The sequence below is a fragment of the Methanoregula sp. genome (assembly GCF_035543475.1).
Taxonomy (GTDB): domain Archaea; phylum Halobacteriota; class Methanomicrobia; order Methanomicrobiales; family Methanospirillaceae; genus Methanoregula.
The window spans coordinates 160,075-186,046 of record NZ_DATKKA010000007.1 but is presented as its reverse complement, the minus strand read 5'-3'; the positions used below and the strand labels follow the sequence as shown (position 1 = coordinate 186,046).

Sequence of the window (25,972 nt, the reverse complement as noted above, 5' to 3'; positions counted from 1 at the left end):
ACGATCGATTCATGGTTTCACGATCGGTGACATCTGCCACGAACAATCCGGTTCATCGCCGGAAAACTTTCCCTGCCGGATCTCGCCGGCAACAACCTCAAGAAGCAGCGCTACTGTGTCATTGCGGTCTTCATTTTTGATAGTAATGTTAATTTCCCGGGTCATGATCCCCAATCTCCCTGCTTTTCCTGAATTTCTCCCGTACGGTGAGCGAAGAAGTATCTTCCCTGACAGGAAAAATACCACCCGTGGCAAGTATTGAAAAGGAATTTTTTATAGAAGCTTTCCTGAAAAACAGATTTTGAAACATACGCTGAAACAAACCTGCACCTGCGAAAAACAGGAGTGCTCCCTTCCTGCACAAAGAGGAAAGTACTGCCAGTCTGCGCCAGCACCCGGGCAGGATCTTGGAATCGTTCCAAGGGATCCGTCTATATGGTCACTTTTCCAAATACCTCATTGAAACCCTGCTGGCTTACCTGGGATTTCTCGAGGCAGTGCTGGTGCCATATTTTCAGGGCCAGAAGGGTACATGCCATTTCGAATTTTTCCCAGTCAATAACCGGTGCATCATCGGAGGACCCGGGATGCCAGCTGAACCGGCCCAGGATCTTTTTGTTTTTCCTGATTGGAATTCGTAATAAATCATCAGAATTCTTTGGAACATGGTCGTCCTGCTGCCCGGGATCCGGTTTTCCAAAAGGTAATGGCGAATACGGGGACTTATCCGTAGGGTTTACCCCCGTCCCTGTCCTCTCTGTGGCATTCGATGTATGCCAGCAATACGAGCACCTGAACTCCTCCACACCCTGGATATGAATGTCCAGGATGCATTTGTCGGAATTAAGGAGCAGGTTCATATTCTCCAGCGCCCACGGAACCAGCACTGCGCATGGCTCCCTTTCATTCACCTGGAGGCGGGTCAAAAAGTCCCGCAGGTAGTTATCCCATGCTGAAGGTGCATAAGGTAAAGAAGCTGTTTCAGCCAGCTTGGATTTTACTGTGCGGAGTACGCCTATAACGGCGCCTGTATCCATATAGGGTATCCATCCAAGGTGGAATGAATAATTCCCTGCAGTTTCCGTTTCCCTGCCTGCCAGTGAGATATCCATGGGCTGGGCGATCGAACCGCTTCCTTTCCTAATGGAGGAAATGTGTTTTTCAAGATCCTGAACGGATGATGCCTGGAAGAAACGCTTGATATTACGCCCTTTTATCGAATCGAGGGGCCTTCCGATAAGCCTCAAAAACGACTGGCTGGCGTGGACAATATGCATGTTCTGTAAAATAATGACGCAATCATCAGACGGTGGGCTGCTTTCATCTGAAGAAGGAGAGGGACCGCTCCATGAGCCAAAAGCCGCTGTTTTCCAGGATTGCTTCGTATATACTACGACAAAAGGCTCCATTCCCCCGAGAGGAATGGGAAATGCCCGGTACGCAAGCATCATAGCTTTGTTGGTATCGTCCGTCTTTTTTATTTCATAAAGGGAATGCAGTGGTCCTGAGGCGGTTTTTAACCCGGAAAACCATTGGAGGAACTGCCCTGATTCAAGAACCGCAGCGATCTCCTGGGGGAATGGCACCTCCTCAGTTCGTTCGGGATTAAGGCTCGATATCGAATCTTTCTCGTATATTTTATCAAAAATCAGGACAGAACGTGAGGCATCGAGAATAAGAATACATTCGCGCTGTTCATCTCCGGTATGGCTGGATAAATCCTGAGAGGGAATGTAAAATTTTTTTGCCATTCCATGATGGATCATGGCGACATTGCCCTGCTGTACCATTCCCTCAAGGTACTTTGAGAGCGTATTCCGTGAAATACCAGTTTTTTTGGCGAGACCGGCAATAGAAACCGGCTTACTGGTTTCCTTCAGGATGGATGTGATGGTATCACGTATTTCAGATGATCCTGCCATTAAGTTTTGACTTATATATAAAACAAGTATTTAATAGTATTTTCATCGCTGTGCAATTTCTGTGGGTTTATCTCATCGTGGTAATGATACCTCACTCCTATACCTTGAGAATGCCCGGTCCGGGGTATATATGGTCAAGGTGACGAACAGCGCACCGTAGAGGAGAAAACGAAGCGGAGTGTATGATCTCGGTTGCCTACATCAACGATGATCAAGCCATGCTGGAATATGGCAAAAAATCTCTCGAATACCTGGGGGCCTGCCAGGTTGAAACCTTCGAGAACCTGAAATATTCTTCTGACTGGTTCATGTTTCATACTTATGATGTAATTATATTCAAAGAGGATAGTACCAGCCCCGGTACGGCCGACAGGATCTTATCGGTACTTCCGTATGGGGATACGACGCCCGTCATCATGCTGATGGACTTCGTTTGTTCTGTACGGACTCCCCGGAATCAGACGCCTCTCCAGCCTGTGATCCTGTTCAGGATCCACACGAATCTCCTCGAATTTTTCTTCGAACTGCATCAGTTGATTGAACAGGTTGTCAGCAGACAGAAAATAACTGATAGTATGATGTCTATCGACTACCTTCTCAAACGTTTCGGACTCTTACCGGAAAACACCCTTGAGGAAAATATCGGGGTTGTGGTAGAAACATGCGGCAGGTGCCTATCGGCAATTTTTACTGCATATCACCGGACATCTGACTGGACCCGGACCCCGGTCGCCGTATGGTATGCCGGAGAGCTCCCTCTCCGGTTTGCACTGACGGATAATGCACTGATTGATACAAGGTCCCGAAAAATTGGAAAAGGAAGGTTTTCGTCAGGATGGACCTGTTCACCTGAAGGCAGGATCGAGTGGGCCGGAAAGGACGGGATGTTTTCTATCGTGCTGTACCCGGTTCTCAGGCATGAATGGCAAAAAGGCGTCCTCAGTATTGTTTTTCCTTCGAACCGTACCCCTGCCGATCATGAATTCCTGATGATAGAGACCTATGCAGACCTGATATCATGGAATGAGCGAATGGCACCCTGGCCTAAAGAAGAAGTGATTGCATGACAGGGCCTGGTGCAGATCAGGTGGTGCACGCCAAAGGGAAGCTGGCCGTTTACTGCCCCGGGAAAGAAACAGCGGAGACCGGGAACATCCCGCGACACCGGCTGACGTTGGAGAGAGGAACATGATGAACGTTGCAGCGGACAGCGGGAAAAAACTGGACATACATACCAGTGCCAGATCCGGAAAAAGTGCCCGTAACGTTTCTTCCTGCACGCCGGAATACACCACGAAAAATACATCGTCGCTTCCATCGACTCGCTGGTTACATTCAACACGCGGTGCAGCACCGGCTGGGATATCCCGTATATTGTACGTTGACGATGAATCAGCGCTGCTTGACCTGACTCGTATTTATCTTGAGGGAAGTGGGGAATTCAAGGTTGACACGGTGCTTTCAGTCCATGATGCGACGGAGGCGCTGATGAGAGAATCGTATGATGTTGTCGTATCAGATTACCAGATGCCTGATATGGATGGCGTTGTGTTCCTGAAACAACTACGACACCAGGGAAATCCCATCCCATTCATCATTTTTACCGGCAGGGGAGAGGAAAATGTCGTTATCGAGGCCCTCAATGCCGGTGCGGATTTCTACGTACAGAAAGGAGAGGACCCAAAAGTGCAGTTCGCCGATCTCGGGAATAAGATCCGGCAGGCGGTGAGAAGAAGCACGGCGGAACGCTCGCTCAGGGAAAGTGAAGAAAGGTTCCGGAACGTGGTTGAAGACCAGACTGAGATCATCTCACGCTTCAGGCCTGACGGGGTATTTCTCTTTGTAAACGACGCGTTCTGCCGGTATTTTAATGTTCAGCAGGAGTATATCCTCGGCAGAAGGTTCGAAATGCAGGTTCCTTCCGAAGATTATGCCCTGGTGGAATCCCATCTCAGATCACTGACCCGCGAGCACCCGGTAGCGACCATTGAGCACCGGATCATCATGCCGGATGGGTTCCACCGGTGGCAGCAGAGAAACGACAGGGCTATTTTCGATGATACCGGTACCCTGGTTGAATACCAGTCGGTCGGAAGGGACATAACAGACCTGAAGTGTGCAGAAGAGGCCCTGAAAACATCACTCGAAGAGAAGAATATGCTCTTACGGGAGATCCATCACCGGGTGAAGAACAACATGCAGGTCGTTATCGGCCTGCTCCAGTTCCAGGCATCGACCGTCTCGTCTCCTGAAATCGCACGGATCGTTCTCGATACCGAAACCCGTATCCGCTCCATGGTTCTCATCCATGAAATGCTCTACAATTCCGACGATTTTATTAATATCCCGCTGGAGTCTTATATCCGGGACCTTATTGACAGTCTTATCTATACATACAGGACGAAAACATTTATTGATGTAGAATATAATATTGAAAAAATTCAAATTGATCAACCGATGCTGATTCATCTGGGACTTCTCATCACGGAAGTAGTTTCAAATTCCCTTAAACATGCGTTTCCTGACCGGGAAACTGGTACCATCTCCCTGTCTTTTTACCGGAAAGAATGCAACAATCTGACTCTCTCCATCCATGACGACGGCATAGGCATTCCCGATTCCTGCCTGCGGCAAAAACCTGTTACGATGGGTCTGCAGCTTATCTACCTTCTTGGCCGCGACCAGCTGAACGGTACCATCCTGATTGAAGGCAACAACGGGACGACGTTCACCTTTACCTTCAACCCGGCACTTCATGAGGAGGTATGATGGCCCCTGCTGCATCCTCCCAGGTTATGCTCCTTGACAACAGGGTATTCCAGACGATGTTTGAATTGTCACGGGATGCAATTCTGACCATCGAACCACCCTCGTGGGAGATTACGGCCTGTAATATTGCATCCGTAAAGTTGTTTCAGGCAGCACGTAAAGAGGAATTACTTTCAAAAAAACTCCTGGAGCTCTCCCCGCTGTATCAACCGGATGGACAACCGTCTGCTGAAAAATCCCGTACGATAATCGAAAAGGCGATTTCGGAAGGCCAGCTTGTTTTTCCGTGGAGATGCATGCGTTTGACCGGCCAGGAATTCCCTGCGTCCATCCTGATTACCCGCATTGAAATAAACGGTGAAAAACTCCTTCAGGCCACGATCCAGGATATCACTGAAGAGGAACGTCTCAAAGAAACCCACCAGGCAACCCAGCAGCAACTCATCGCTACAGAGGAAGAACTGCGGGCCAGGTACAATGAGCTCAAGCATATTGAAAACGAACTGCGTGCATCAGAAACAAAATACAGGATGCTCACAGAAAACACCCATGATATCATTTATTCCATGGACCCCAGAGGCACAATCACCTATATCGGGCCACAGGTGGCCAGGTACGGGTTTACGCCGGAAGATTTCATTTCCCACAATATCAGGGAGATAATTTTTGAGGAAGATCTCTCGAGAGTCCTGGAGACTGCCAAAGGGATTCTTTTTACCGGTAAACCGATACGGACTGCGTTCCGCACCCGAGATCATGAGGGAAATATTGTCTGGCTCGAGGATAATAGTTCATTTTTGACGGATCCGGCCGGGAAAGTCATTGCACGAACCGGAGTCCTCCGCGATATCACAGAACAGAAAGAGACTGAAGAGAGGGTAAGAAAGAGTGAAGAACTCTACCACTCCCTTGCAGAAACGTCTCAGGATCTAATCTACGTTATTAACGCACAGGACCGGATCGAATATGTCAACAGCTGCGCGGCCGCTGCACTCGGGAAAACCTGTGATGAAATTATCAACATGGATCGGGACACAGTCTTTCCCCCGGGAATTAATCTGATGCAGCGTGAACATCTCAATCAGGTCTTCATGACCGGGAAACCCCGGCGGTTCGAAAGCCGGATACCGCTTCATGGAGTGACACGATGGTTCGATCATATCCTTAATCCATTGAAATATCCGGATGGAACAATCAGGGCAGTTCTCTGCATATCGCGCGACATCACCGAGCTTAAACAGACAGAAGAGGCGCTGACAGCATCACTGGAAGCAAAAAATGCTCTCCTGAGGGAGATCCATCACCAGGTCAAGAACAACATGCAGGTTGTTATCGGCCTGCTCCATTTCCAGGCATCGACTGTCTCGTCTCCTGAAATCGCACGAATCGTTCTCGATACCGAGACCCGTATCCGTTCAATGGTCCTTATCCATGAAAGGCTCTATAAGTCGGACGATTTTATCAATGTCAGCTTGGAAACCTATTTAAGGGATCTTGTTAACAGCCTGATATACGCATATGGGACAAAAACGTACATCAACGTTGAGTATTCTATCGATAAAATCCAGATTGACCAGTCCACCCTGCTTCACTTAGGACTGCTCATCACTGAAGTCATTTCCAATTCCATCAGGCATGCCTTTCCCGGCCGGAGCGTCGGAACCATATCTGTGGCATTTCGCAGGAAAGACAACAACTGCGTCTCCCTTTCCATCCATGACGACGGCATAGGTATTCCCGAGTCCTGCATGAGAGGCAAGGCTTCGACCGTCGGCCTGGCTCTCATCTACCTGCTTGGCCACGATCAGCTCGACGGGAAAATCCAGATTGAATGTAACAAGGGAACGATATTCACCCTCACATTTCATTATTCATCGCCAAAGGAGGAGAAATAATGTCTCAGAAAAAGATTCTGATTGTTGAAGATGAAGTCATAACCGCAAAGATTCTCGAGGACCTGCTGATTTCCCTCGGGTATAACGTAGTAGCGCGGGTGAAAACCGGCGAGAACGCCGTAAAAACCGCGGGCAAGCATCGTCCGGATTTCGTCCTGATGGACATTGTCCTTGAAGGGACGATGGACGGGATTGATGCTGCGGCTGAAATCAAGAAACGGTTTGGCATTCCGGTTATTTACCTGACTGCATTTTCTGACGATGCTACCATCAGTCGTGCGAAAGAGACGGATCCGTACGGGTACCTGGTGAAACCTTTTGTCAAGGAAACGATTCATTCGACAATCCAGATTGCTGCTGCAAAAAAATTATTCGATGACCGTATACGGACAGCATCTGTCTGGCTCAACCGTACAATCCAGATACTGGACCGGGGGATCATCACCATAGACCGGAATGGAAGGACGATCCTGATCAATGCCTATGCGGAACAGCTGACGGGCTGGAACATCCACGATGCCTATATGAAACAACTTGACGATATCCTGCAATTCTATGACTCCATCACCGATCAACCCTTTATTCTCCATATTACACCCACACTGAACAAGGGTGTCGTATCGGTCTTCCCTTCAGACGTGTACATCATTTCCCGGAAAGGTGGGCGGCAGTTATTGAAGGACTGCGTCCTTTCCCCGGTGATTGACACGAAGGGCATAATAATTGGCGCACTGATCGCATTTTCTGCGGTTGACGACAGCCGCGCAAAAGGGGAAATAACCAGTACATATCTGAAGATTGCCCAAAAAGAACCGACGCACGAAGCCATTAACCAGAAAGAGCCTGCCGCTCCGGGAAATCTGAAATCGCTGTCCTCAGAACGGATAACCAGGATCCTGGAAGAGATCAGCGACCTTATGCATCTTGAACAGGCGAACACACTCTCGGTCATGGGAAAATTCGAAGAGGCGATTCTTGAATACCAGAAGGCGCTGAAGATCCGGTCAAGTAACATCCAGGCCTGGCACAATATGGGAGTTATTCTTGAGAAGCTCGGGAGGAACGAGGAAGCTCTTGACGCCTTTAACAAGGCCCTGGAAATCAACACGCGTTCTCCCGAAACGCTCCGCCACAAAGGGGAGGTGCTCAAGAAACTGGGGAAGGTCGCCGAATCACAACAGGCCTTTCAGCAGCTGGAGCTGTATACGGGCTAATCCTTCCGGGCGCCCCGGTATCATCACCGGTTCCGTAAAGGAGGTTAATCTCGTATTCCAGCCGGGTCCTGCGGAGCTCAGTATCGGGGAGGTCTCGGTTATTGCCGGGGTATCTCTTCCGGCCATTCCGGAAAATGATGCACATACCAGTATCACCGTATCCGACTTCATCCCGGACGAAACAATGGAGGCGTTCCAGGGTAGTGCGGCACGGCAGGATCTAGCGATCACATCGGCAGGGTACATGGCTGCATTCCGGAAGGATGGTATAACAACCACCGGCCCCGGGGTTATCCGGATGACCGTTTCTCCCGGATGGGTAGACCGGTACGGCGGTAATCCAACGGTCCGCATAGTACACATGGGGGATGACAACGTGGCCGAAATTCTCGGGACTACGTATTCCGGGACCGATTCATCAGGAAACCGGGTGTTTGAAGCCGATTCACCCTATGGACTTTCGGTATTCGCCCTGATCACTGTGAAAAGCGAGGCTCTCCCTCCAGGTACGGCCAATCCGCAGAACAAAGGCCAATCCTGGAATATTCTGGGGGTGCAGGTACCTGTTCTTCCGGGGATCACACCCGGAAATTTCCTGATCCTTGCCGCATGTCTCATTTTTTTTAGTGTAACTATTATGGTCATGTGGAAACGCCGGAAAAAGTACGACTGGCTTTTTATGAAGTGAGTCCCGGCGGATCTTATTGCAACAACTGCCATCACGCGAAATTCGACCTGTGTTTCAATCGCTGTGAATGAATCATCGATATACCTGCCGTTAACCCCGGGTTCAAGCGCTACGAATACGTCGCTGGGATCACGACATCGGTCTTGGGATTTGCATTCCCGGTCGGCGATTCATTCCGGCCCTTATGGTTTCGGCATGTCCAGCGCATTCCTGATTGCAGTAAGAAGATCCTCTTCGGTCACCGGCTTTATGAGGTATTCAACGGCCGACAGCTCCTTTGCCTTCTCCATACGGTTCTTATCAGAATATGCGGTCAGGAAGATGATCGGGATGGTATACTGCTGCCGGATCTTACGGGCCGTCTCGATTCCGTCAAGTGATCCTGTAAGCCCGATATCCATAATGATGAGATCAGGTTTTTGAGATTTTTCGAGTGTCTGGAGTGCCATCTCTCCGGAGTGAACCGTGCCGATGATCCGGAATCTCCTGTTTTCGAGGGTCTCTGTCAGGTGGAGTGCGATCAGCCCCTCATCTTCAACTATCAGTACCGTTTTCTCCGTCATGTTTCATCCCCCGGTATTTTTCAGATGGAAGCTAAATTCTGTTCCTTTCTCCGTCCGGATCCCGATCTCCGCGCGAAGCTGGTGGCGGGCAAGGAAGGTCACCAGCTTGAGGCCGAACGATTTCGTTGCCAGGGGATCGAATCTCTCCGGTAATCCGCGGCCATTATCAGCCACGGTGAGTACATCCGTCCCATCCTCATGGGCAAGCGAGACCCGGATCGTACAGGATTCTCCCCGCACAGCCATACAGTCGAACCCCGGCGGGAATGCGTACTTGAACGAGTTGTTCACCAGTTCGTTGATGATCAGGCCGGCCGTGGTGGCCCGGGCGACATCAAGTGCCACTCCATGAACATCGACAACGATCCGGACATTTGCATTCTCTTTGTAAGAGCTTGCGAGCTGGCCGACAAGGTTATTCAGGTAGACCTCCATATCCACGTTCGAGAATTTTCCGGTCCGGTACAGGGTCTCGTGGATGAGGGCCATGCTCCGGGCCCGGTTCTGGAGGTCTTTTTTAAGGGCTCGGCCCGCTTCGGTGTCCTCATAGGAACCATCAAGACTCAAAAGCGAGATAAACGCGGTCAGGTTGTTCTTGACCCGGTGGTGGATCTCTGAGAGGAGTACCTCTTTTTCTGCGAGGGCATCCCTGAGATCTGCCTCGCTTCTGATCAGTTCCTCTTCACGGAGGCTGAGTTCTTCGATATTCTGGTGAAGTTCATCATGAGTAGCGGTGAGTTCCTCATTGACCGCGTTGAGATCTTCGTTTTTCTGCAGCAGTTGGCGTTCGTTCGCCAGAAGTCCTTCGTTAGCCTGGCGCAGTTCTTCCTCAATTGCGGTAAGTTCCTCGTTCATGGCGCCGAGATCTTCGTTTTTCCGGACCAGTTCCTGCTCGGCACGCTCAAGTCTCCTTCCCATCGCACCGGAAACCCGAGCCACCACAAAAGCGGTAACGAGAATAAAGATCACCAGAGTTGTCGAGAGCAGGACCGCATCGCGGACGTCAAACCAGGAAGACAGCCCGACAAACATGATATTTTCGATAAGGATAATGCCGACAACGAGCGGGACAAATACCCGGAGGAGGCCGGCGCTGGTGGAATTGCCGATAATGTACCTGACCGGGACTGCGCCGGGGCCGGCGGCAGCTACAAGGGCTGCCCCGGCGAAGATGGAGGCGAATGCTGACAGGAATGCGATGGGGATGAATTGTGTTCCATACAATAACGGATTGCCATAGAAATAGCTCATGACAAAGGTGAAGCTGATAACAGAGATCGCGATCCCGGCGATACTGATTGCATCTGCTGTCCGACTCGAGTGTCCCGGCAGGTCTTTAACCCGGAGAACAAACACCAGCGCAATTGCCGCGAGAACTATAAGACCGGCAGCTACCGGGGAGATAGGTGAGGATGTGGGCCCGAGAACAACCGTCCCGGCCCTGACAAAGAGTGTCTCTATGAAAGAATGACTGCCCCGAACACTGAAAATAAATTCGATGGCTTCAATGGCTGCGATGAGAACAAGGAATGCCTGCACTACCCGCAGGGAGATCCGCCGGAGCGGTTGTGCAACCTGGTATGCGAGCACGGATCCGATGAAGATCCAGATCAGGGCTGCGCTGAGTGCCATTGTCCGGTAATTCTGGTTCACGCTGCTGAAGAGAGTGATACCGAAATGCGCCGTGAATATCGCAAGGATGCTGATAAAAGCTACGATAAGGCCAAAAGCGATGGTGAGTCGCCTGAGCAGAAGTTTTTCGGACATTATATCCGTGGTAGGGTGATGTATCCCGTTTTGTAGTGATCCAGGTTCGATTGCCACGGATTTTTCCTTCCGCCCTGCTCTCCGGAGAGAATTATCGTTTATGGGTATATTCACTATGTTTAATTAATAGTTGTCGGGATGGTTCTGAACGGATGAATGGGCCTTTATGAAAAAATCAGGAAACTGTTGCATTTTTACACAGGAATTATTGCAGGGAAGCATCCGTACATCCCGGTACATTGGGAGGTCAATACAGCCAGAGTGACGCATGGTAACAACAATCCTTTTTTGGTCAGTACCCGGGGATATAGTGATCAGGCACCTTCTTCCAGGTAAAACGTTCATAGACCGTGGACCAGTAGAACCCGAATGCACACGCAAACATCAGCTCCTCAACCGGGACGCCCCTGATTATGGAAATGATGAAGACAACACTTACGAGAGAGACGGCAAGAACAATCAGGTAATTCCCGATCCGGACAACTGCCTGCTGGATAATGGCTGAGAGGAGAGCCGCGACTTCGATCATCCAGGGTATCGGGCCCCAGAAATACCTGAAAAACCTGAGGAGCGGGTGCTTCTTCTCTTCCGGGATATCATTGAACCCGTATTCCTGCAACCGTACCTGGACCTCGGTCTGGTTGAGGCCGCCCGCCCCGGTTTTCAGGATCCTTTCCAGTTCTTCATCGGACAGGGATAAACCTGTGGTTGCCGGGTTGTCCTCGTGGATTTTGCCATTCTCCAGGCTCTTTTCCGGGTCCATCATAGTCCGTTGGTTTTACCTATGCATCATCCCTGACCATCTCAAACTGATCTTTTCCTGCCCCGCACTCCGGGCAGACCCAGTTATCCGGCAAGGCATCGAATTCCACGCCGGGTAAAATTCCGGCCGTCGGATCGCCGACTTTCGGGTCGTAGATATATCCGCACACCAGGCATTTGTAAGGAACCATCTGATCTGTCATTTTTATCACCTCCTGTTATCACTTCAGGATGTCTGTGATACCCCTCTCTCCTCATGCTGCCCATTCATCATTGAAGATGAGCGTCAAGAAATTCTTTTAATGCCTCGGCATTGTTGTGCAACTCATCATGGGCGGCAAACAGGAATGTGACAGTCTTTTCCCGGGCAAGGATTTTATCAAGTTCCCTGATCACCTGAGGCCTCCCCCTGATCTCTTCAAAATACATCGTCCTGAAATCTTCCCATTTATCCGGGTCGTGGCCGAACCAGACCCGGAGCTCCTGGCTTGCCCCGGCGTCCTTCATCCAGAGATCGACGTGTGCCCGCTCCTTTGCTACGCCACGGGGCCAGAGGCGCTCGACAAGCACACGGTATCCGTCATCCACTGCCGGGGGTTCGTACACCCGTTTTAGTTTAATGGGCATGAGTTTTCAGATCCAAACCTCGTACAGGTTTTTCTCCTTCCCGTTACCGGAAGGAAATTTCCTCATATTTGCGCGATTTCGTCTGCGTTAACGCGATGTAACGAAAATAACCGACAGAACAAAAAATAAACCCGTGGGGCACGTCACATCTTCCGCAGTTCCTGTTCCGAACCCCTGATACAGTAATGCATATTCTTGAGCCCCATCATGGGTGTCACCGGGCAGGTCGGGCAGATACAGGCTTTTTTTGCCGGCGAACAGCCGGTCTTTCCGGTTGCGCAGAAGAGGAGCTCCTCTTTTCCTTTCATGCAGTCATTGTAGGTCGGGCATTCCGGACAGGTGCACTTGGGTTTAACGCTGTCGAGCATTGCTTTCCTTTCTGCAGCACTCATCTTCTGCATTTTCTGCATCATTTCCTCAAATTTGTCCATAGCACGTCACATCCTTACCTGTCTCTTGGTCAGAACCGGTTTGTCAGGGATTATATCTTCTAAACTCCCGCGACCGGTTATCGCAGGGGACCTTTTGCGAAACGCTGGTCCTCACCCGGTATGCTCCTTCAACGGTGAGCGTTATAGAAACTTTCACTCAGTTCAGATTTTGAAACATATTTTGGAACTGGAATGAAGGAACAGGGGTGAGATAGATCTTTAAAAACGGACTTTTCTTTGCCGGTAATAGGGCGATGCCGGTTTTTCAAGGACGATTTCCAGGATTCCATCAGAGAACTTTTTCCTGAAAAGCCGTACTCCTTCCGGAACCTGGATCACTTTCCGGAGCGTCTTTTCATTCTCCGATATGGATAGGGTAAGAGTTGTTTTTTCAAGGTCTATACGGATTTGTTCTTCTACCACTCCCCGGAGCTCGATCGTGAGGTAGATAAGCCTGCCAGTATATGACTTGCTGATCAACGGATCAAACCCGCTCTCTTCCTGAGAAGTTTCTCGCTCTCTCATTTCTGTCAGCGTCCTGTACTGGATCTTTTAACCCCGGTCTGGTTTAAGGGAGGTTTGTGGGGATTTATTGTCCCCCGCCAACAGCCATTACCTCCTTACTGGGAGTCGACATCGTCATGGATTCCTTTCTGCCATGAGGGAAATCATCTTTTATTTAGTAGGGAATTTTCCCCGGCAGCACTGCCTTTTGACAGGGAACCTGCAGATACTGTTGTTGGACTAAGCGATTTGTCTGCAAACAGTTTTACTCAGATAATTTTCTGGTGCGTATGCGGCTGACTTCCCCATCCCATTCTCTTGTTCGGTCTCCTCCCCGCATGGTGTTTTTCGAAGATTGATGAGGGTTGATTTTTTTTTGGCATGGCATTTGCCTGAATGTGGGTACATCGACTACCCACACATCTCCCCTTTCTTTTGTCCACTCCAAATAAGTTACCGGATATTTCAGGTATTGTTTCATATTTTGTGACATAACATCCCTGTTTCTGATCCCGGAAAGCGGGCCGGATATCCTCTTGTGGCAGGGAAAATACCGGTCCTTTTCGGGCATTCTGGTGGGAACGCGGATATCTTTAAAAAATTGTCCGATGATTATCAAAAATCAGCCCCAATACGGTGAAAAATGTATATTTTAGTCTGTAGAAAAGTGTTTTCGGGTGTCCTTTTTGCCCCCTCTTGCGCCACCAGTCCCCGAGGGGGACGGGGCGCATTGAGATAGCACCAGAACAGGTACTACTACGGCACTATCATGAGGGGGTGCCCGGGTGGCGGGGGTTTAGCTCCCGAGAGCAAATTCCTCATGCTTTTGCATCTTTTACCATCAATTGATTGAGTCTTTGATTTTCCCATTATCTTTTTGTGGGCTGATATTTTACAATTATTAAAAAAGGTTATTTCTTCTCGAGGGGAGTGATGGCAGGGGCACTCTCTCCCATGATATGCCGGAAAACAAACTTAAACTCGTTCAACCGATTATGGATATACTTTTTTCCGGCGTCTGTCGGCGAATACAGTTTCGATTTTCCCGAGGTCTTCATCAGGAGGTATCCTTTCTGTTCGAGATCATAGAGGTAAGTGTAAATCCGTGCCTGGGGGATGAGGACATTATAGCGGTTGTGGATTTCGTGGACGATATCATAGCCGGATATGGGTTTTTCCAGAAGCGAGAGCACCACCGGTTCAAGCGACTTTTTCACCACATCGTCAATGGTTGCCTGGGGGACAACGGTGACCGATTCTGAGGGGAAAGAGAGGTTGGCAAAAGAGAGGGTCGTTTCTTTACCGGTGGAGATGATGATCTTTGCAATGCCGTCGGAGAGCAGTTTTATCTGGTTGTGATCGATATCGGCCATATTCACGGCAATGATACCCGAGAGGGGTACCCCCTGGCCCTTCTTTGAAAGGATAAGATCTTTTACGGTGAGAATATCGGAAAACTCGTCCGTTTCGGAAAAATCAAAGAGGACCTGGAGCGTGCCGGCCGGCGGGGCCGTGGATAATGATCCTGAACATTTCTCGAGAATGCCGGGCAGGAGGTACACCTCGCCCTTCTTTACCCGTCGCATGAAAAGGTCGCCGTGCTGGATCTCCTTTAAAAAATATTTCTGCAGGGTGGACCGGTGATAGGCAAAGAAATTGCGCCCTCCTTTTTTGAGCCCGGCATCGAGGGCAAACCTGAATATCGGCTCTTTTAAGGTCGGATCGGCGTACAGGAAGAGGACGATATCGGTAAAAATATCTTTTAAAAGGACCGTCTTGATCTCCGGCAGGTCAATATATTCTGCCCCGCCATCATCCTCGGCATCACTTCCCGGGTGGCGGGCACCCTTCTCCTGCGGTGCATGAGCGGCTTTGCGAAGCTCCTCTTCCGCAGTCTTCCGGAACAGGGCGACCTCGATAGCAGCCTTGATCTCCAGTTCATTGAAGGGTTTTACGATATACCCGTAGGGCCTGACCTGTTTTGCTTTCTCGATGATTGAATCGTCTGCGTATGACGTGACAAAGACCACCGGGATGTCGAGTCCGGCAATGGTCTTTGCCGCTTCAATACCGTTGAGCTTTCCCGGCATGACAATGTCCATGAGGACCAGGTCCGGCTTAAGCCGTCGTGCCTTCTCGATGGCATCCTCACCCGATGATGCCATCCCGGCAACGGTATATCCCATAGCGCTCAGGCGTTCTTCCAGCTGCATGGTTATAATCGCTTCATCATCAACAACAAGGATCTTTGACATGGCTATGTACCTCCGTCTTGGACCGGGAATTTCACCGTCACTTCCGTACCCTGTATACTTGTAACCGCAACAGATCCGTTCAGCTGAGTTACGAGACTGCGGATTAGTTTGAATCCGAGGCTGGTTGTCCGGTAGACATCCATGTCGTTGGGAATCCCAACCCCGTCATCATGGACGATGATACCGATGTGGTCATCTTCCTGTGTTGCGGAAATCATCAGATTCCCGTGCTTTTTTCCCCTGAAAGCATGCTTGAATGCATTGGAAAGGATCTCGTTTACCACGAGAGCGCAGGGGATGGCCTGATCAACCGGCAGGTAGATATCGCCGGCATCGATCTCGCAGGAGATCTCGGCACCTGCCCGGCCGTAAATGTTGGACAGGTCTGAAACCTGGTCCCGGATCTGGACACCCATGTTGATCTTATCGAACTGTTTGCTCTCGTACAGCCTCGTATGGATCTGTGCCATGGTCTTGATCTTCAGCATCATGTCGGTCAATATATTGTTTGTTGTAACATCCGTTGTCCGCATCCGTGTCATATCCAGAAGGCCGGATATGATCTGGAGGTTGTTTTTGACCCGGTGGTGGATCTCCCGGATAAGGGTCTCTTTTTCCTGGAGGGAAGCGATCAGTTTTTCCTCGGCGTGCCGGCGATCGGTGACATCCCGGTAGCTCATGACCCTGCCGATGATTGCAGCGTCCATCTTCTGAGGTTTTGAATATCGTTCAAAAATCCTGCCGTCCTTAAGTTCCAGCATGTCATAGGTCTCACGATCCCGGGGAGGGTTGTATTCATCATCCCTATCCATAAACAACCCGGGATTTTTTACCTGTTTTTGCAGATATCCTGACACCTTACGATCATCACCGCTCTGTAACAGTTCGTCCGGGATCTTCCACATGGATGTAAAATTCTGGTTATACCGGATGATTTTCCCCGCCGGGTCTACGACATAAATTCCGTCGGCTGTCGATTCAATGGCTGCATACAATTCGGATACAGTTTTTTCTACCAAGGATTCCGCCAGCATGCGCTGGGAAATTTCTTCCTTGAGCTTAACATTGGACTGTATCAGATCTGAGGTCCGTTCTTTCACCCTCTTCTCAAGGAGATCTTTTGCTTTCTGGATCGCCTCTTCGGCTTTCCTCTGCTCGGTGACATCACGTGCGGCGGCAAAAACACCGGTGACATTCCCTGCCGCGTCCCGGTACACGACCGCGTTGTAGAGAACCGGAGTCACTGTCCCGTTCCTGTGCCGGATCTCCAATGCATAATCAGTCACCGACCCGTCACGAAATACACTCTCGTATCCTGCCTTTGCCTTTTCCGGTTCCGTGAAGTAATCCGAGAAATCGGTCCCTATCAGTTCCTCCCGGGCGAAACCGGTGACACGGATCGTTGCTTCGTTGACGTCGCTGATCGTCCCATCCGGGCTGATGGTGACCAGTGGGTCGACGCTCGCCTCGATCAGGCTCCTGTTATACGCGTTCGCTTTTTTCAACGCTCCTTCGGCCTTTTTCTGTTCCGTAATATCGATACCCATCTCGAGTATCATGAAGGACCCGTCTGCATCAGTGAACGGGAAGTCGTAGATATCGTAGTCCCTGCCGTTTGGGCCGGTCCAGTACCAGTGATGAGGCGCACGGGTCTTCATGACAGTATATGTCTCGCAGGTCTCACAGGGTTTTTTCCGGTTAAAAAGGAAATCAAAGCAACGGCGCCCTTTCGGCTCCCTGAAGGTTTCCCGGAAATACCTGTTGGCAAATGGCATGCGGTAGTCCTTGTCGAGGAGGCAGACATACGCAGGAAGCGACTCAAGAACATCGTAAAGCCGTTGGCGTTCGGTACTGGCAGATCGTACCGCTTCCTGGAGCTCGGCAGTGCGTTTCTCAACCCGGCTCTCCAGTTCGTCACGGGCTTTCTGCAGTGCTTCTTCTGCAAGTCTGCGCTCGGTGGTGTCCCTGTTTGAACCCCGCGTGCCCAAAAATCTCCCTTCCGCGTCAAGGACCGGCTGGCATACATGCTGGATCCAGCGCACCTCGCCATCCGGGCGCACGATCCGGAACTCTATGGCAGACGGACCCTGCCCGGCAAGATCATGAGCCATGTGCTCAAGCAGGGTGCAGAGATCATCAGGGTGCGTTACATCCCGGAAAAGAGAATCTGCAGAGGTGTACTTGCTGATCGGCCTGCCCAGGATCTTTTCGGCCGATGGCGAAATGTAGATAAAACGGCCATCAGGATCGATCCAGAACTCCCAGTCATACGTGAAATCGGCCACGGTGCGGTACCGTTCCTCGCTCTCACGCAGCGCGGCTTCCGCACGCCTGCGATCCGTGACATCAACTGAAGCTCCCAGGATCGCCTCGTTCCCGTTGAATCTGATGCGGGCAAACGATACAGAGATCCAGAAGGGGGTCCCGTCTTTTCGTATAACTCTTATCTCGCGATCCCGTATCTCCCCGTTTTCACGCAGGATATCAATGACCGCATCACGTTCGGCGGGATCGTAAATCAGGTTCTTTGCAGGCATCCCGATAACTTCGCCCGGAGGGAATCCGAATGCACGATCATAGGCAGGGTTGGTAAAAAGGACAATACCGTCAGATACACTGCTGACCGATAACAGGACGGGGGATGTTTCAGCAATGACCCGGAACCGCTCCTCACTCTCCCGGAGCGCATCCTCTGCCTGTTTTCGTTCAGTGATATCCTGGACGATTCCCGTCATTTTTCCCAGCGTGCCGGAACCGCCGGTCTGGTGCCGGCCGGCCGCCCAGATCCAGCGGATCTCACCATCAGTGCGCCGGATCCGGCACTCAAAGTTCCAGTCGCCCCCCGTATTTACGGCGTGGCGGAATTTCGCATCCACAAGAGCGCGATCCTCCAAAAGCACATGATCGAGAAACATTTCGTACGTCCACGTGGGGAGCATCCCGGGATAACCAAAGATTCTGTCATGCTCCGGCGAGCGGTAGGCGATATGGTCTGTCAGGTCAAGATCCCACGCCCCGGTGTGGCTGATCTCCAGCGCGAAGCGCAGCCGCTCTTCACTCTCCCTGAGGGCAGATTCGGCCCGCTTGCTCTTGGTTATATCAAGAACAACGTAAGCGAAACGGGGGTGCCCGTGGGGAGGTGTCCCCAGGTAACTGACGGTGGCAAGAAGCCAGGCTCCCGGTTCCTGGCGGTTGTCAAGGTACTCGAATGACTCCGGCTTCCCGCTTTTCCTGCTCTCGTTATAATGGCCTATCCACGTTCGCAGGATATCGGGCGGTTCGCCCAGTTCAGAGCCACGTTTGTTCTTCATATCCTCCGGTGTCAGGCCAAGAAAAGAAGCAGTCACCGCATTGTCGACGATATGGCGCACATCATCCTCTGCGATCACTTCAACAATGCCCCGCATTGCACCCGAAGAATCAAAGAAACTGCGAAGGATGGATTCGCTCTCCCGGGGCATTTCCTGCGCCTGCTTCTGCCCAGCTGGAGTGCGCCTGGATTTCGCACGACCGGCAGCCTTATCATTTTCGGGGGCAGGCAACTTGTGTGATTCCGGCAGATCCGTTTTTGTTTTTTTACTGCTCCCTTTTCTCATCTGCCAATATCACCACCGGTAGTACCGGCGAAAGATGCGCGTATTAAAGCGACTAACCAGCTGCCGGTATATACGATCGATATAGTACGACAATAAAAACCCTTTTAAAGACTTAAAAAACATTTTGCCATATTACAAATTTTGAAAAGATCCGGTAATATCTTTGTTTCATATTTTCCCGGGGTTCTGGTACAAAGAAGGATCCGGGTACATCGTGCATGGTCTTCATAATTCCCACAAAAAGGGAACCTGTGCAGGAACTTCAAACTTTGTTACACCCGATGAAAGATGGACAATATTTTATTTTCCTGTCCATGAAAAACACGGTCGATCCGGCCTGCCGGAACAAGGAGTTGAAAACACCATGCACGAACAGGGAATGACGCAGCATGAAACCCCCATGATTGAGATGTGGGAAATGTTAAGCGATGACCAGAAAAAGGCCATGATGAAGCGCATGATCGACGGAAAGATCATGATGAAAGAAGGGATGATCAAGCATTTCCAGTTCAAGATCGAGACCATGAAAATGCTCAAAAAAATGCTGGACGAATGCTGAAAAAAAGACTTTTTTTTGATTTTTCTCTTTTTATCTCCCCCCGGCTTTATGCCGTATTCTTCATCCTCCGTGAATGCCCGGCTCCAGGGATTTCATCTTGTTAAAAATAGCCGGCCCGGAGGTTTTCCCCCGCTCTTCCCGTATCTCCTTTCCCTTTTGTTAAAAAAATCAGTGGATGGAGCACTCGTTTTCCGCACATGCAAGCAGGGAGGGATAATATTTTGTCACGTACTCCTTGACCATGCGGCGGGCGGAGAATGCTGCACTGGTGCTTTTTATGGATTCCTTCATCTTTTTTACCCAGCCGTGAGGTATCCCGTCGAGATAGGCAGAGTAGTAAAGAGGCGCCACTTCGTTTTCAAGCAGGGTATAGAGCGCAGCGGCATCTGATGCATCCCGCGTTGCAGGGGACGGATCGCCTTCAAAGGCCCAGCCGTTCCTGCCATTGTACCCTTCAATCCACCACCCGTCAAGGATACTCAGGTTAAGTACCCCGTTTAATGACGCCTTCATACCGCTCGTCCCGCAAGCCTCCATGGGGGGGATGGGATTGTTCATCCAGACATCCACGCCATGGACCAGGTACTGGGCCATCTGTTCCCCGTAATCCTCGACAAACCCGATCCTGCCGCCGAATTCCGGCTGCTGGGCGAATTCGTAGATCCGTTGCAGGATTTCTTTCCCCTCGTTATCGGCAGGATGCGCTTTCCCGGCAAAGATTATCTGCACCGGGCGCCAGGGATTGGTCAGGATCCGCCGGAGACGGGTCCGGTCATGAAAGATCAGGTCTGCCCGCTTATAGGCAGAAAACCGCCGGGCAAACCCGATAGTGAGGACAGAGGGGTTGAGCATCAGGCCTTCTGCCACAAGGTTGCCGGGCTCGTTTAGCTGGCTTCCCCATTTGATCCTCTTTTTTTCCCGGATCCTGTTGAAGAGTTTTTGTTTCAGCCAGATATGTTCCTCCCAGAGCGCTTTATCCGGAATTTCATCGATCATCTGCCAGATCTCCGGGTTATCCCGGTTCATCTGCCACTGGGGATCAACAGAGTCGAAGTATTTTGAATAGAGAATTTCCATCCGGGGGTTCAGCCATGTCGGAATGTGAACCCCGTTTGTGATATGATCAATGGGGATCTCCTGTACCGGGAGGCCCGGCCACATGCAGCGCCACATCTCGCGGGCAACTGTGCCGTGTTTCTTTGACACCCCGTTATGGAACTGGGTGAGCCTGAGGGCGAATGCGGTCATGTTAAAGCCGGTACCCGCATCGCAGGGATGGTGGCCGAGCTTAAAAAAGGTTTCCTCATCGATACCCAGCTGCGGGTAATAGCCGGAAAAATATTTGCGCATAAGATCCAGGGGGAAGATATCGTTCCCGGCAGGAACCGGGGTGTGGGTGGTAAAAACGGCAGTCCCCTTCACATGGTTCATGGCATCCGTAAAGCTCATGCCTGTCGCCACCCGTTCCCGGATCTGCTCCAGCTGCGCAAACACCGGATGCCCTTCGTTCAGATGCAGGGCAGAAAAATCTATGCCCAGATCACTGAGCACTTTGCGCCCCCCGATCCCGAGTACTATCTCCTGTTTTAAGCGCTGCTCGGTCTGCTCTGCATAAAGCCGGTGGGAGATGGTCCTGTTTTCAGGGATATTTGCGGGAATATCGGTATCGAGCAGGTAGAGCGGGATCTTGCCCACAGCGACCTTCCACACCGCAACATGGATCGGGGGTTCGATAAAGGGGACCTGTACTACCATCTGCTCGCCGGAAGTGTTCAGGACCCGGGTGATGGGCGCTGCATCGCGATCCAGCACTTCGGTAATATTATCCTGCCAGCCATCGGGACGGATATGCTGGTGGAGGTACCCTTCGGAGTACATGAATCCCACGGCGACCAGCGGAACCCCGAGATCGCTGCATTCCTTTAAATGATCCCCCGCGAGGAACCCGAGACCGCCCGCATAAAAAGGCAGCGAATGGTGCAGGCCGTATTCCGCTGAAAAATAGGCAATGGTGAGCGACCTGCCCTGGGGATATTGCTCCGAAAACCAACCGTTGTTGTTGGTCATGTACCGGGAAAAACGGTTCATGATGATATCATAACGACGGAGATATTCGGGATTTGAGAGGACGCTCTCAAGGAATTCGGGGGGGATGTCTTGGAGCATCTTTACCGGATTATGGACGCTTTTTTTCCATGCCTGCTGGTTGATCTGCTTAAAGAGCACCCGTGCCTCCGGGTGCCAGCTCCACCAGAGATTGTATGCCAGATCCACAAGCCCGGATAACTGTTCAGGCACATGGGGGAACTTGTCCATCAGCCCGTCCTTATGGTCGGCCATATGGTAAACCTTCCTTACCGGTCATTTTGGATTAAGCCATGGTTAATACTATGGGAAGTACCTCTGGACAAATAAAAGGACAGACAAAAGCACCTTTATCATCATCCGGCAGCTAATCTGGCGTGCGACAAGGTAGGGTTATTTGTGGACACCGGCATGTGGGCGGACCTGTACCAATACCTGCAACGACCGGAGCCGGGCCCGGTCATGACCGGGTTCAATGCGAATATCGACAGGGTTATACCGGTCACCCCGGAGTTGCTCGGTGATCTCAGGAAGCAGGCCGGCCCGGGATTCGAAAGCCTCCTCAACCGGCTGGAACATGCGATGCGGTATTGCGCAGCCGATGAGATGGTTGTCGGTGATCCCTCGGTTTTCCATGCCCTTTCCGGATTTTTTTCAACCTCGGGTTCCCTTGCAATCGGGGGGCAGGCGGGGATTGCCGCGATCCAGATGCGCAGGCTGAATGCCGCACCGGTTATCTGTGTTGTCCCCGGTGCCGGTCCCCATACGCGAGCTCTGCTCAAGGATGCCGGCATCCTTCCCTTTACCTTTGATCCGAAAACCGGTGATAATCCCGACATTACCCATCTTATTTTTGAATTTTCCCCGGGCCTTGTACCCATGGCCGAGGGGGTTGTGCCCCGGAGCAACCGGTTTATCGTGTCCCCGTTCCATGACGCGTCCACAGTTCTCATCCCGGGGGAAAAAGAGGCTGCATTTCTGGAACAGATCGCCAGCTGCCGTCGTACATTCCTGTCCGGCTACCAGTACCTGCGGACAGAAGAGGAGTTTGTCACTGCCGCACGGCAGCTGGTGCGGATCCGTAACGTTCACCCCCGTATGCGGACTCATGTTGAATGCGTTTCCGGGATGGCACCCCGGGTCCTTCCAGTGATGCTCGATCATATCCTTAAAAATACGGACAGTATCGGGCTCAATGAACACGAACTGGCCCTGTTCACACAAGCACTGGGGGAGCCGGGCCAGGGGCCGCCGGCAGTACTACCCGTAACCCCGGTCACACTGGTGCGTGATGCTCTCGCCTTTGCCCGTGCCACGGGTGTTCCCCGGCTGCACCTGCACACCTTCGGGTACTATGTCCTGATCCTGAAACCCGGGACCGGGCAGCCGGAATTATCCCGGAATGCCCTCCTCTTTGCTGCCCGGGAGACAGCCGGTGCAGCGGGAGGGGGCGGCCCTGTCCTGTCGCAGGAAGGCCTTCAGGCATATGCGGATATCCGGGCTGTTTTTGGCCCGGATGAATCGCCCGGGATTTTCAGGACCGGTGACCGGATCGTGATGGTCATCCCCACCCTGATTTCCCACAATGTCCGGAAAACCACCGGGCTTGGCGACATCCTGTCATCCACAGCGTTCGTTGCAGATCCGTTCTGAGGGCACAATCTTCCTGGTATGAGGAGAGAAAGTGCCTTTCTCAAAAATTGCAAAGAACGATCATTTTTATATCCTGTCTTTTGGAATCATAAAATCACTGAAGAGCATTCCGGAGAGCACCAGACGGCTCCGGGGCTCTGAGGGAACCATGCTCGGCCGTGTTCCCTGCAGGGAATGATCAGGGAAGCTTCCACGAACCTGAGGAAGAAAAGCCCGGGTACCGTGAGCCTGATACCGTGATTGAAGGATTGTACAGAACGAAAGGATTACAGGTACCTGGTTTTTAAACGGAGGGAATGTTTTTGGAGTCACTCAAGATAGCCATCTTCTGCTGGGAATCGCTCTATGCCGAACGCGTGGGCGGTCTTGCCCCTGCAGCAACGCACCTCGCCGAGACCCTGGCACAGAAGCACGAGGTTCACTTCTTCACCCGTGGTTGGATCCCGGACCAGACGATCAACAACGTCAGTTACCATTACTGCCAGCCGCAGGGCAATAACATCGTGGAGTACTGCAACAACATGAGCCTTGGGATGGTGGAAAATTTCCACCGGTTCGATACCGGACGGAAATTCGATTATCTCCACTTTAATGACTGGCACCCGGTCCAGGCTCTCCACCTCCTGCAGGACCGGAACACCATCCTTACGTACCATTCCACAGAATACGGCAGGAGCGGCAACCATTTTGGCGACTGGTGGGAGTTCAAGGAGATCTCCGGCAAGGAATGGTACGGGGGCCTCATCGCAAAGCGCGTGACGGCCGTATCTGCCACGCTTAAAAACGAGGTCATGCAGCTCTACAATGTCCCGGACTGGAAATGCGATGTTGTGCCAAACGGAATCGTGCCGCGGCAGTACCAGGCAGAGGTCAGTGCAGACGAGGTAAAGCAGGCCTACGGGATCGGGGCGTCCGATCCGTTTATCCTCTTCATCGGCAGGCTGGCCTACCAGAAAGGCCCGGACCTGCTTGTCGGGGCAATCAAAACCGTATGCCAGGAACACCGGGATGCACAACTGATTGTTGCCGGCGAGGGGGACATGCGGGAGCAGCTGGTGGAGCGTGCATTCGATCTCCCGGTCAATTTCATCGGGTATATCCCTGATTCCGAGTATATCCGCCTCCTCAACGCCTGCGATCTCGTGGTCATCCCGAGCAGGAACGAGCCATTCGGACTGGTGCTGCTGGAGGCATGGAGCGCCGAAAAAGGGGTCGTGGCATCCAACGTGGGCGGGCTCTCGGAAAACATCGATTCATTCGTTGATGGCATCAAGGTGGAGCCTCAGCCGGATGCCCTGGCAGAGGGAATGAACGCTGTCATTGGCAGGCCAAGAGAGGCCGGTGCGCTCGGGAAACGGGGCAGGAAAAAGATCGACCGCATGTTCCTCTGGGGCCCGATCGGCGAGAAGATGACCGGAACGTATTCCCGGGTGGTTGCATGAAAATTGCCTATTTCGTCGATGAATTTCCTCCCTTTTTCCGGGGGGGCCTGGGTACGTATGCTGATGAGATCTCCCGCCAGTTCATCCGGAAAGGACATTCCCTCTCTGTTTTTTCACGGAATACCGGCAACGATCCTACGTCTGAGAGCCGCCAGGGCATAGATATCCACCGCCCGCTGCTGATGAAATTTTCCGATATTATCTCCATCATCAACCCGGCCGAGGTGAAGACATGGGACGAGAACGGTCAGGAGTTCTTTGCCGAGACCCTCCTGTACAACCTGCTTTCCGCATCGAAACTGGTCAACCAGCTGGTAGAAAAGGAGAACCAGCACTACGACCTGCTGGTCTCCCATGACTGGCTCGCGGCCCTTGCCGGTATCGTGGCCAGAAAAAACCTCCGGGTACCGTTTGTCTTTCACTTTCATTCAACGGAACAGGGACGAAACCCTACCGGCTCCCCGACAATCAAGGATATTGAGCGACTCTCTGCCACCATCGCAGACCGGATCGTTACGGTCAGTTATGCCATGAGGGACGAACTGGTAAGCTATGGGTACACGGAGCAGAAGATACGGGTCATCCACAATGGCGTCGATGAGAAAAAATACGATCCCGCACGGTTTTCGTCCCGCGAGATCGAGGCGTTCCGCGAAAAGATCGGGGTCGGATATTCCCCGATGATCTTTTTCATTGGCCGGCTGACATGGGTGAAAGGAGCCGACACGCTCATCCGGGCAATGATCCATATCGTAAAAGAGATCCCCGACGCAAAACTGGTCATTCTTGGTCTCGGGGATATGGAGCAGATGCTCGTGCATATGGTGCACAACCATCATCTTGAAGAGAATGTAATTTTGCAATTCCGTATGGCCCCGGAAGAGGAACGCATCCTGTACTATGCGGCGTCGGATGTTGTTGTCCTGCCCTCGAAATACGAACCCTTCGGCATTGTCTGTACCGAGGCCATGTCGATGGGAAAGCCGGTCGTAGTCGGGGCACGAGGGACTTCAGGTTTCCGCGAGCAGGTGATTCCCTCAGGGGAAGGGATCTGTGGCTATCATATTAACCCGTACGATCCCCTCGATATTGCAAAGTTTACCATAGAGATCTTAAAGCACCATGACCTTGCTGAAACAATGGGCAGGAATGGCAGGAGCCGGGTGATCGAGCACTTTACGTGGGACACTGCGGCGGAAAACACCCTCATGGTCTACCGGGAACTTGCCGACAGTTAAAA

General features: G+C 51.6%; 21 protein-coding genes. 9 read left to right on the top strand and 12 right to left on the bottom strand.

All coding sequences use genetic code 11. The features are described 5' to 3' along the window. Positions 1 to 9: 9 nt before the first annotated feature. Together VMS83_RS03000 and VMS83_RS02995 are read right to left on the bottom strand one after the other, a co-directional pair. Positions 10 to 165 carry a hypothetical protein gene (locus VMS83_RS03000; RefSeq protein ID WP_325409733.1) on the bottom strand — a complete coding sequence of 52 codons (156 nt, stop codon included), beginning with the start codon at positions 163 to 165 and terminating at the stop codon, positions 10 to 12. A 266-nt stretch (positions 166 to 431) separates the two neighbouring features. Next, on the bottom strand, positions 432 to 1,922 hold the full coding sequence (locus VMS83_RS02995; RefSeq protein WP_325409731.1) for a hypothetical protein: 1,491 nt from the start codon (positions 1,920 to 1,922) through the stop codon (positions 432 to 434). A 182-nt stretch (positions 1,923 to 2,104) separates the two neighbouring features. Between VMS83_RS02995 and VMS83_RS02990 the strand changes: the two genes are divergently transcribed. From VMS83_RS02990 to VMS83_RS02970, 5 genes are all read left to right on the top strand, one after another. Next, entirely contained in the window at positions 2,105 to 2,989 is an 885-nt protein-coding gene (locus VMS83_RS02990) for a hypothetical protein (RefSeq protein WP_325409729.1), read from the top strand. Between the two features lie 307 nt (positions 2,990 to 3,296). Next, positions 3,297 to 4,691 (top strand): sensor histidine kinase, encoded by a 1,395-nt coding sequence (locus VMS83_RS02985; RefSeq protein WP_325409727.1) that lies wholly within the window; start codon positions 3,297 to 3,299, stop codon positions 4,689 to 4,691. Beyond that, on the top strand, positions 4,688 to 6,586 hold the full coding sequence (locus VMS83_RS02980) for a PAS domain S-box protein (protein ID WP_325409725.1): 1,899 nt from the start codon (positions 4,688 to 4,690) through the stop codon (positions 6,584 to 6,586). Before VMS83_RS02985 ends, VMS83_RS02980 begins: the two co-directional genes overlap by 4 nt. Further along, positions 6,586 to 7,800, top strand: coding sequence for a response regulator (locus tag VMS83_RS02975; RefSeq protein WP_325409723.1), 1,215 nt, complete (start codon positions 6,586 to 6,588; stop codon positions 7,798 to 7,800). Before VMS83_RS02980 ends, VMS83_RS02975 begins: the two co-directional genes overlap by 1 nt. A gap of 184 nt (positions 7,801 to 7,984) precedes the next feature. After that, on the top strand, positions 7,985 to 8,488 hold the full coding sequence (locus VMS83_RS02970) for a hypothetical protein (protein ID WP_325409721.1): 504 nt from the start codon (positions 7,985 to 7,987) through the stop codon (positions 8,486 to 8,488). Positions 8,489 to 8,670: 182 nt separating this feature from the next. Here VMS83_RS02970 and VMS83_RS02965 read toward each other — a convergent pair whose 3' ends face one another. From VMS83_RS02965 to VMS83_RS02925, 9 genes are all read right to left on the bottom strand, one after another. Continuing rightward, positions 8,671 to 9,051, bottom strand: coding sequence for a response regulator (locus VMS83_RS02965; RefSeq protein WP_325409719.1), 381 nt, complete (start codon positions 9,049 to 9,051; stop codon positions 8,671 to 8,673). Between the two features lie 3 nt (positions 9,052 to 9,054). Beyond that, positions 9,055 to 10,818 carry a sensor histidine kinase gene (locus VMS83_RS02960; RefSeq protein ID WP_325409717.1) on the bottom strand — a complete coding sequence of 588 codons (1,764 nt, stop codon included), beginning with the start codon at positions 10,816 to 10,818 and terminating at the stop codon, positions 9,055 to 9,057. A gap of 292 nt (positions 10,819 to 11,110) precedes the next feature. Then, positions 11,111 to 11,584, bottom strand: a complete 474-nt coding sequence (locus VMS83_RS02955) for a cation-transporting P-type ATPase (RefSeq protein WP_325409714.1) — start codon at positions 11,582 to 11,584, stop codon at positions 11,111 to 11,113. Positions 11,585 to 11,600: 16 nt separating this feature from the next. Further along, complete coding sequence (locus VMS83_RS02950; protein ID WP_325409712.1) at positions 11,601 to 11,783, bottom strand: rubredoxin; 183 nt, start codon at positions 11,781 to 11,783, stop codon at positions 11,601 to 11,603. A 67-nt stretch (positions 11,784 to 11,850) separates the two neighbouring features. Continuing rightward, complete coding sequence (locus VMS83_RS02945) at positions 11,851 to 12,207, bottom strand: DUF488 domain-containing protein (protein WP_325409710.1); 357 nt, start codon at positions 12,205 to 12,207, stop codon at positions 11,851 to 11,853. A gap of 143 nt (positions 12,208 to 12,350) precedes the next feature. After that, complete coding sequence (locus VMS83_RS02940; RefSeq protein ID WP_325409708.1) at positions 12,351 to 12,638, bottom strand: DUF2769 domain-containing protein; 288 nt, start codon at positions 12,636 to 12,638, stop codon at positions 12,351 to 12,353. Positions 12,639 to 12,857: 219 nt separating this feature from the next. Further along, positions 12,858 to 13,163: an Hsp20/alpha crystallin family protein gene (locus VMS83_RS02935; RefSeq protein WP_325409706.1), complete on the bottom strand. Its 306-nt coding sequence runs from the start codon at positions 13,161 to 13,163 to the stop codon at positions 12,858 to 12,860. A gap of 890 nt (positions 13,164 to 14,053) precedes the next feature. Next, positions 14,054 to 15,397, bottom strand: coding sequence for a response regulator (locus VMS83_RS02930; RefSeq protein WP_325409704.1), 1,344 nt, complete (start codon positions 15,395 to 15,397; stop codon positions 14,054 to 14,056). A gap of 2 nt (positions 15,398 to 15,399) precedes the next feature. Then, a complete protein-coding gene (locus VMS83_RS02925) occupies positions 15,400 to 18,858 on the bottom strand; it encodes a PAS domain S-box protein (protein WP_325409702.1) in 3,459 nt (1,152 codons plus the stop codon). Positions 18,859 to 19,357: 499 nt separating this feature from the next. On the opposite strand from VMS83_RS02925, the gene VMS83_RS02920 reads away from it, so the two are divergent. Continuing rightward, complete coding sequence (locus VMS83_RS02920; protein ID WP_325409701.1) at positions 19,358 to 19,552, top strand: hypothetical protein; 195 nt, start codon at positions 19,358 to 19,360, stop codon at positions 19,550 to 19,552. Positions 19,553 to 19,720: 168 nt separating this feature from the next. On the opposite strand, the gene glgP is transcribed toward VMS83_RS02920, so the two are convergent. Continuing rightward, positions 19,721 to 21,892, bottom strand: a complete 2,172-nt coding sequence (glgP, locus tag VMS83_RS02915; RefSeq protein WP_325409699.1) for an alpha-glucan family phosphorylase — start codon at positions 21,890 to 21,892, stop codon at positions 19,721 to 19,723. A 144-nt stretch (positions 21,893 to 22,036) separates the two neighbouring features. Here glgP and VMS83_RS02910 point away from each other — a divergent pair, with 144 nt between their 5' ends. The 3 genes from VMS83_RS02910 (at position 22,037) to VMS83_RS02900 (ending at position 25,970) form a co-directional block, all read left to right on the top strand. Next, positions 22,037 to 23,290 (top strand): ADP-dependent glucokinase/phosphofructokinase, encoded by a 1,254-nt coding sequence (locus tag VMS83_RS02910; RefSeq protein WP_325409697.1) that lies wholly within the window; start codon positions 22,037 to 22,039, stop codon positions 23,288 to 23,290. Positions 23,291 to 23,592: 302 nt separating this feature from the next. Further along, positions 23,593 to 24,732 carry a glycosyltransferase family 4 protein gene (locus VMS83_RS02905; RefSeq protein WP_325409897.1) on the top strand — a complete coding sequence of 380 codons (1,140 nt, stop codon included), beginning with the start codon at positions 23,593 to 23,595 and terminating at the stop codon, positions 24,730 to 24,732. Next, positions 24,729 to 25,970: a glycosyltransferase family 4 protein gene (locus VMS83_RS02900; protein WP_325409695.1), complete on the top strand. Its 1,242-nt coding sequence runs from the start codon at positions 24,729 to 24,731 to the stop codon at positions 25,968 to 25,970. The genes VMS83_RS02905 and VMS83_RS02900 overlap by 4 nt, the downstream gene beginning before the upstream one ends. The last annotated feature ends 2 nt before the right edge of the window (positions 25,971 to 25,972 follow it).

Excerpts from the sequence above, each read along its gene's own strand:
- VMS83_RS03000 (WP_325409733.1), bottom strand. The coding sequence starts at position 165 with ATGACCCGGGAAATTAACATTACTATCAAAAATGAAGACCGCAATGAC.
- VMS83_RS02995 (WP_325409731.1), bottom strand. The coding sequence starts at position 1,922 with ATGGCAGGATCATCTGAAATACGTGATACCATCACATCCATCCTGAAG.
- VMS83_RS02990 (WP_325409729.1), top strand. The coding sequence starts at position 2,105 with ATGATCTCGGTTGCCTACATCAACGATGATCAAGCCATGCTGGAATAT.
- VMS83_RS02980 (WP_325409725.1), top strand. The coding sequence starts at position 4,688 with ATGATGGCCCCTGCTGCATCCTCCCAGGTTATGCTCCTTGACAACAGG.
- VMS83_RS02975 (WP_325409723.1), top strand. The coding sequence starts at position 6,586 with ATGTCTCAGAAAAAGATTCTGATTGTTGAAGATGAAGTCATAACCGCA.
- VMS83_RS02970 (WP_325409721.1), top strand. The coding sequence starts at position 7,985 with ATGGAGGCGTTCCAGGGTAGTGCGGCACGGCAGGATCTAGCGATCACA.
- VMS83_RS02965 (WP_325409719.1), bottom strand. The coding sequence starts at position 9,051 with ATGACGGAGAAAACGGTACTGATAGTTGAAGATGAGGGGCTGATCGCA.
- VMS83_RS02960 (WP_325409717.1), bottom strand. The coding sequence starts at position 10,818 with ATGTCCGAAAAACTTCTGCTCAGGCGACTCACCATCGCTTTTGGCCTT.
- VMS83_RS02955 (WP_325409714.1), bottom strand. The coding sequence starts at position 11,584 with ATGATGGACCCGGAAAAGAGCCTGGAGAATGGCAAAATCCACGAGGAC.
- VMS83_RS02950 (WP_325409712.1), bottom strand. The coding sequence starts at position 11,783 with ATGACAGATCAGATGGTTCCTTACAAATGCCTGGTGTGCGGATATATC.
- VMS83_RS02945 (WP_325409710.1), bottom strand. The coding sequence starts at position 12,207 with ATGCCCATTAAACTAAAACGGGTGTACGAACCCCCGGCAGTGGATGAC.
- VMS83_RS02940 (WP_325409708.1), bottom strand. The coding sequence starts at position 12,638 with ATGGACAAATTTGAGGAAATGATGCAGAAAATGCAGAAGATGAGTGCT.
- VMS83_RS02935 (WP_325409706.1), bottom strand. The coding sequence starts at position 13,163 with ATGAGAGAGCGAGAAACTTCTCAGGAAGAGAGCGGGTTTGATCCGTTG.
- VMS83_RS02930 (WP_325409704.1), bottom strand. The coding sequence starts at position 15,397 with ATGTCAAAGATCCTTGTTGTTGATGATGAAGCGATTATAACCATGCAG.
- VMS83_RS02925 (WP_325409702.1), bottom strand. The coding sequence starts at position 18,858 with ATGCCCCGGGAGAGCGAATCCATCCTTCGCAGTTTCTTTGATTCTTCG.
- VMS83_RS02920 (WP_325409701.1), top strand. The coding sequence starts at position 19,358 with ATGCACGAACAGGGAATGACGCAGCATGAAACCCCCATGATTGAGATG.
- glgP (WP_325409699.1), bottom strand. The coding sequence starts at position 21,892 with ATGGCCGACCATAAGGACGGGCTGATGGACAAGTTCCCCCATGTGCCT.
- VMS83_RS02900 (WP_325409695.1), top strand. The coding sequence starts at position 24,729 with ATGAAAATTGCCTATTTCGTCGATGAATTTCCTCCCTTTTTCCGGGGG.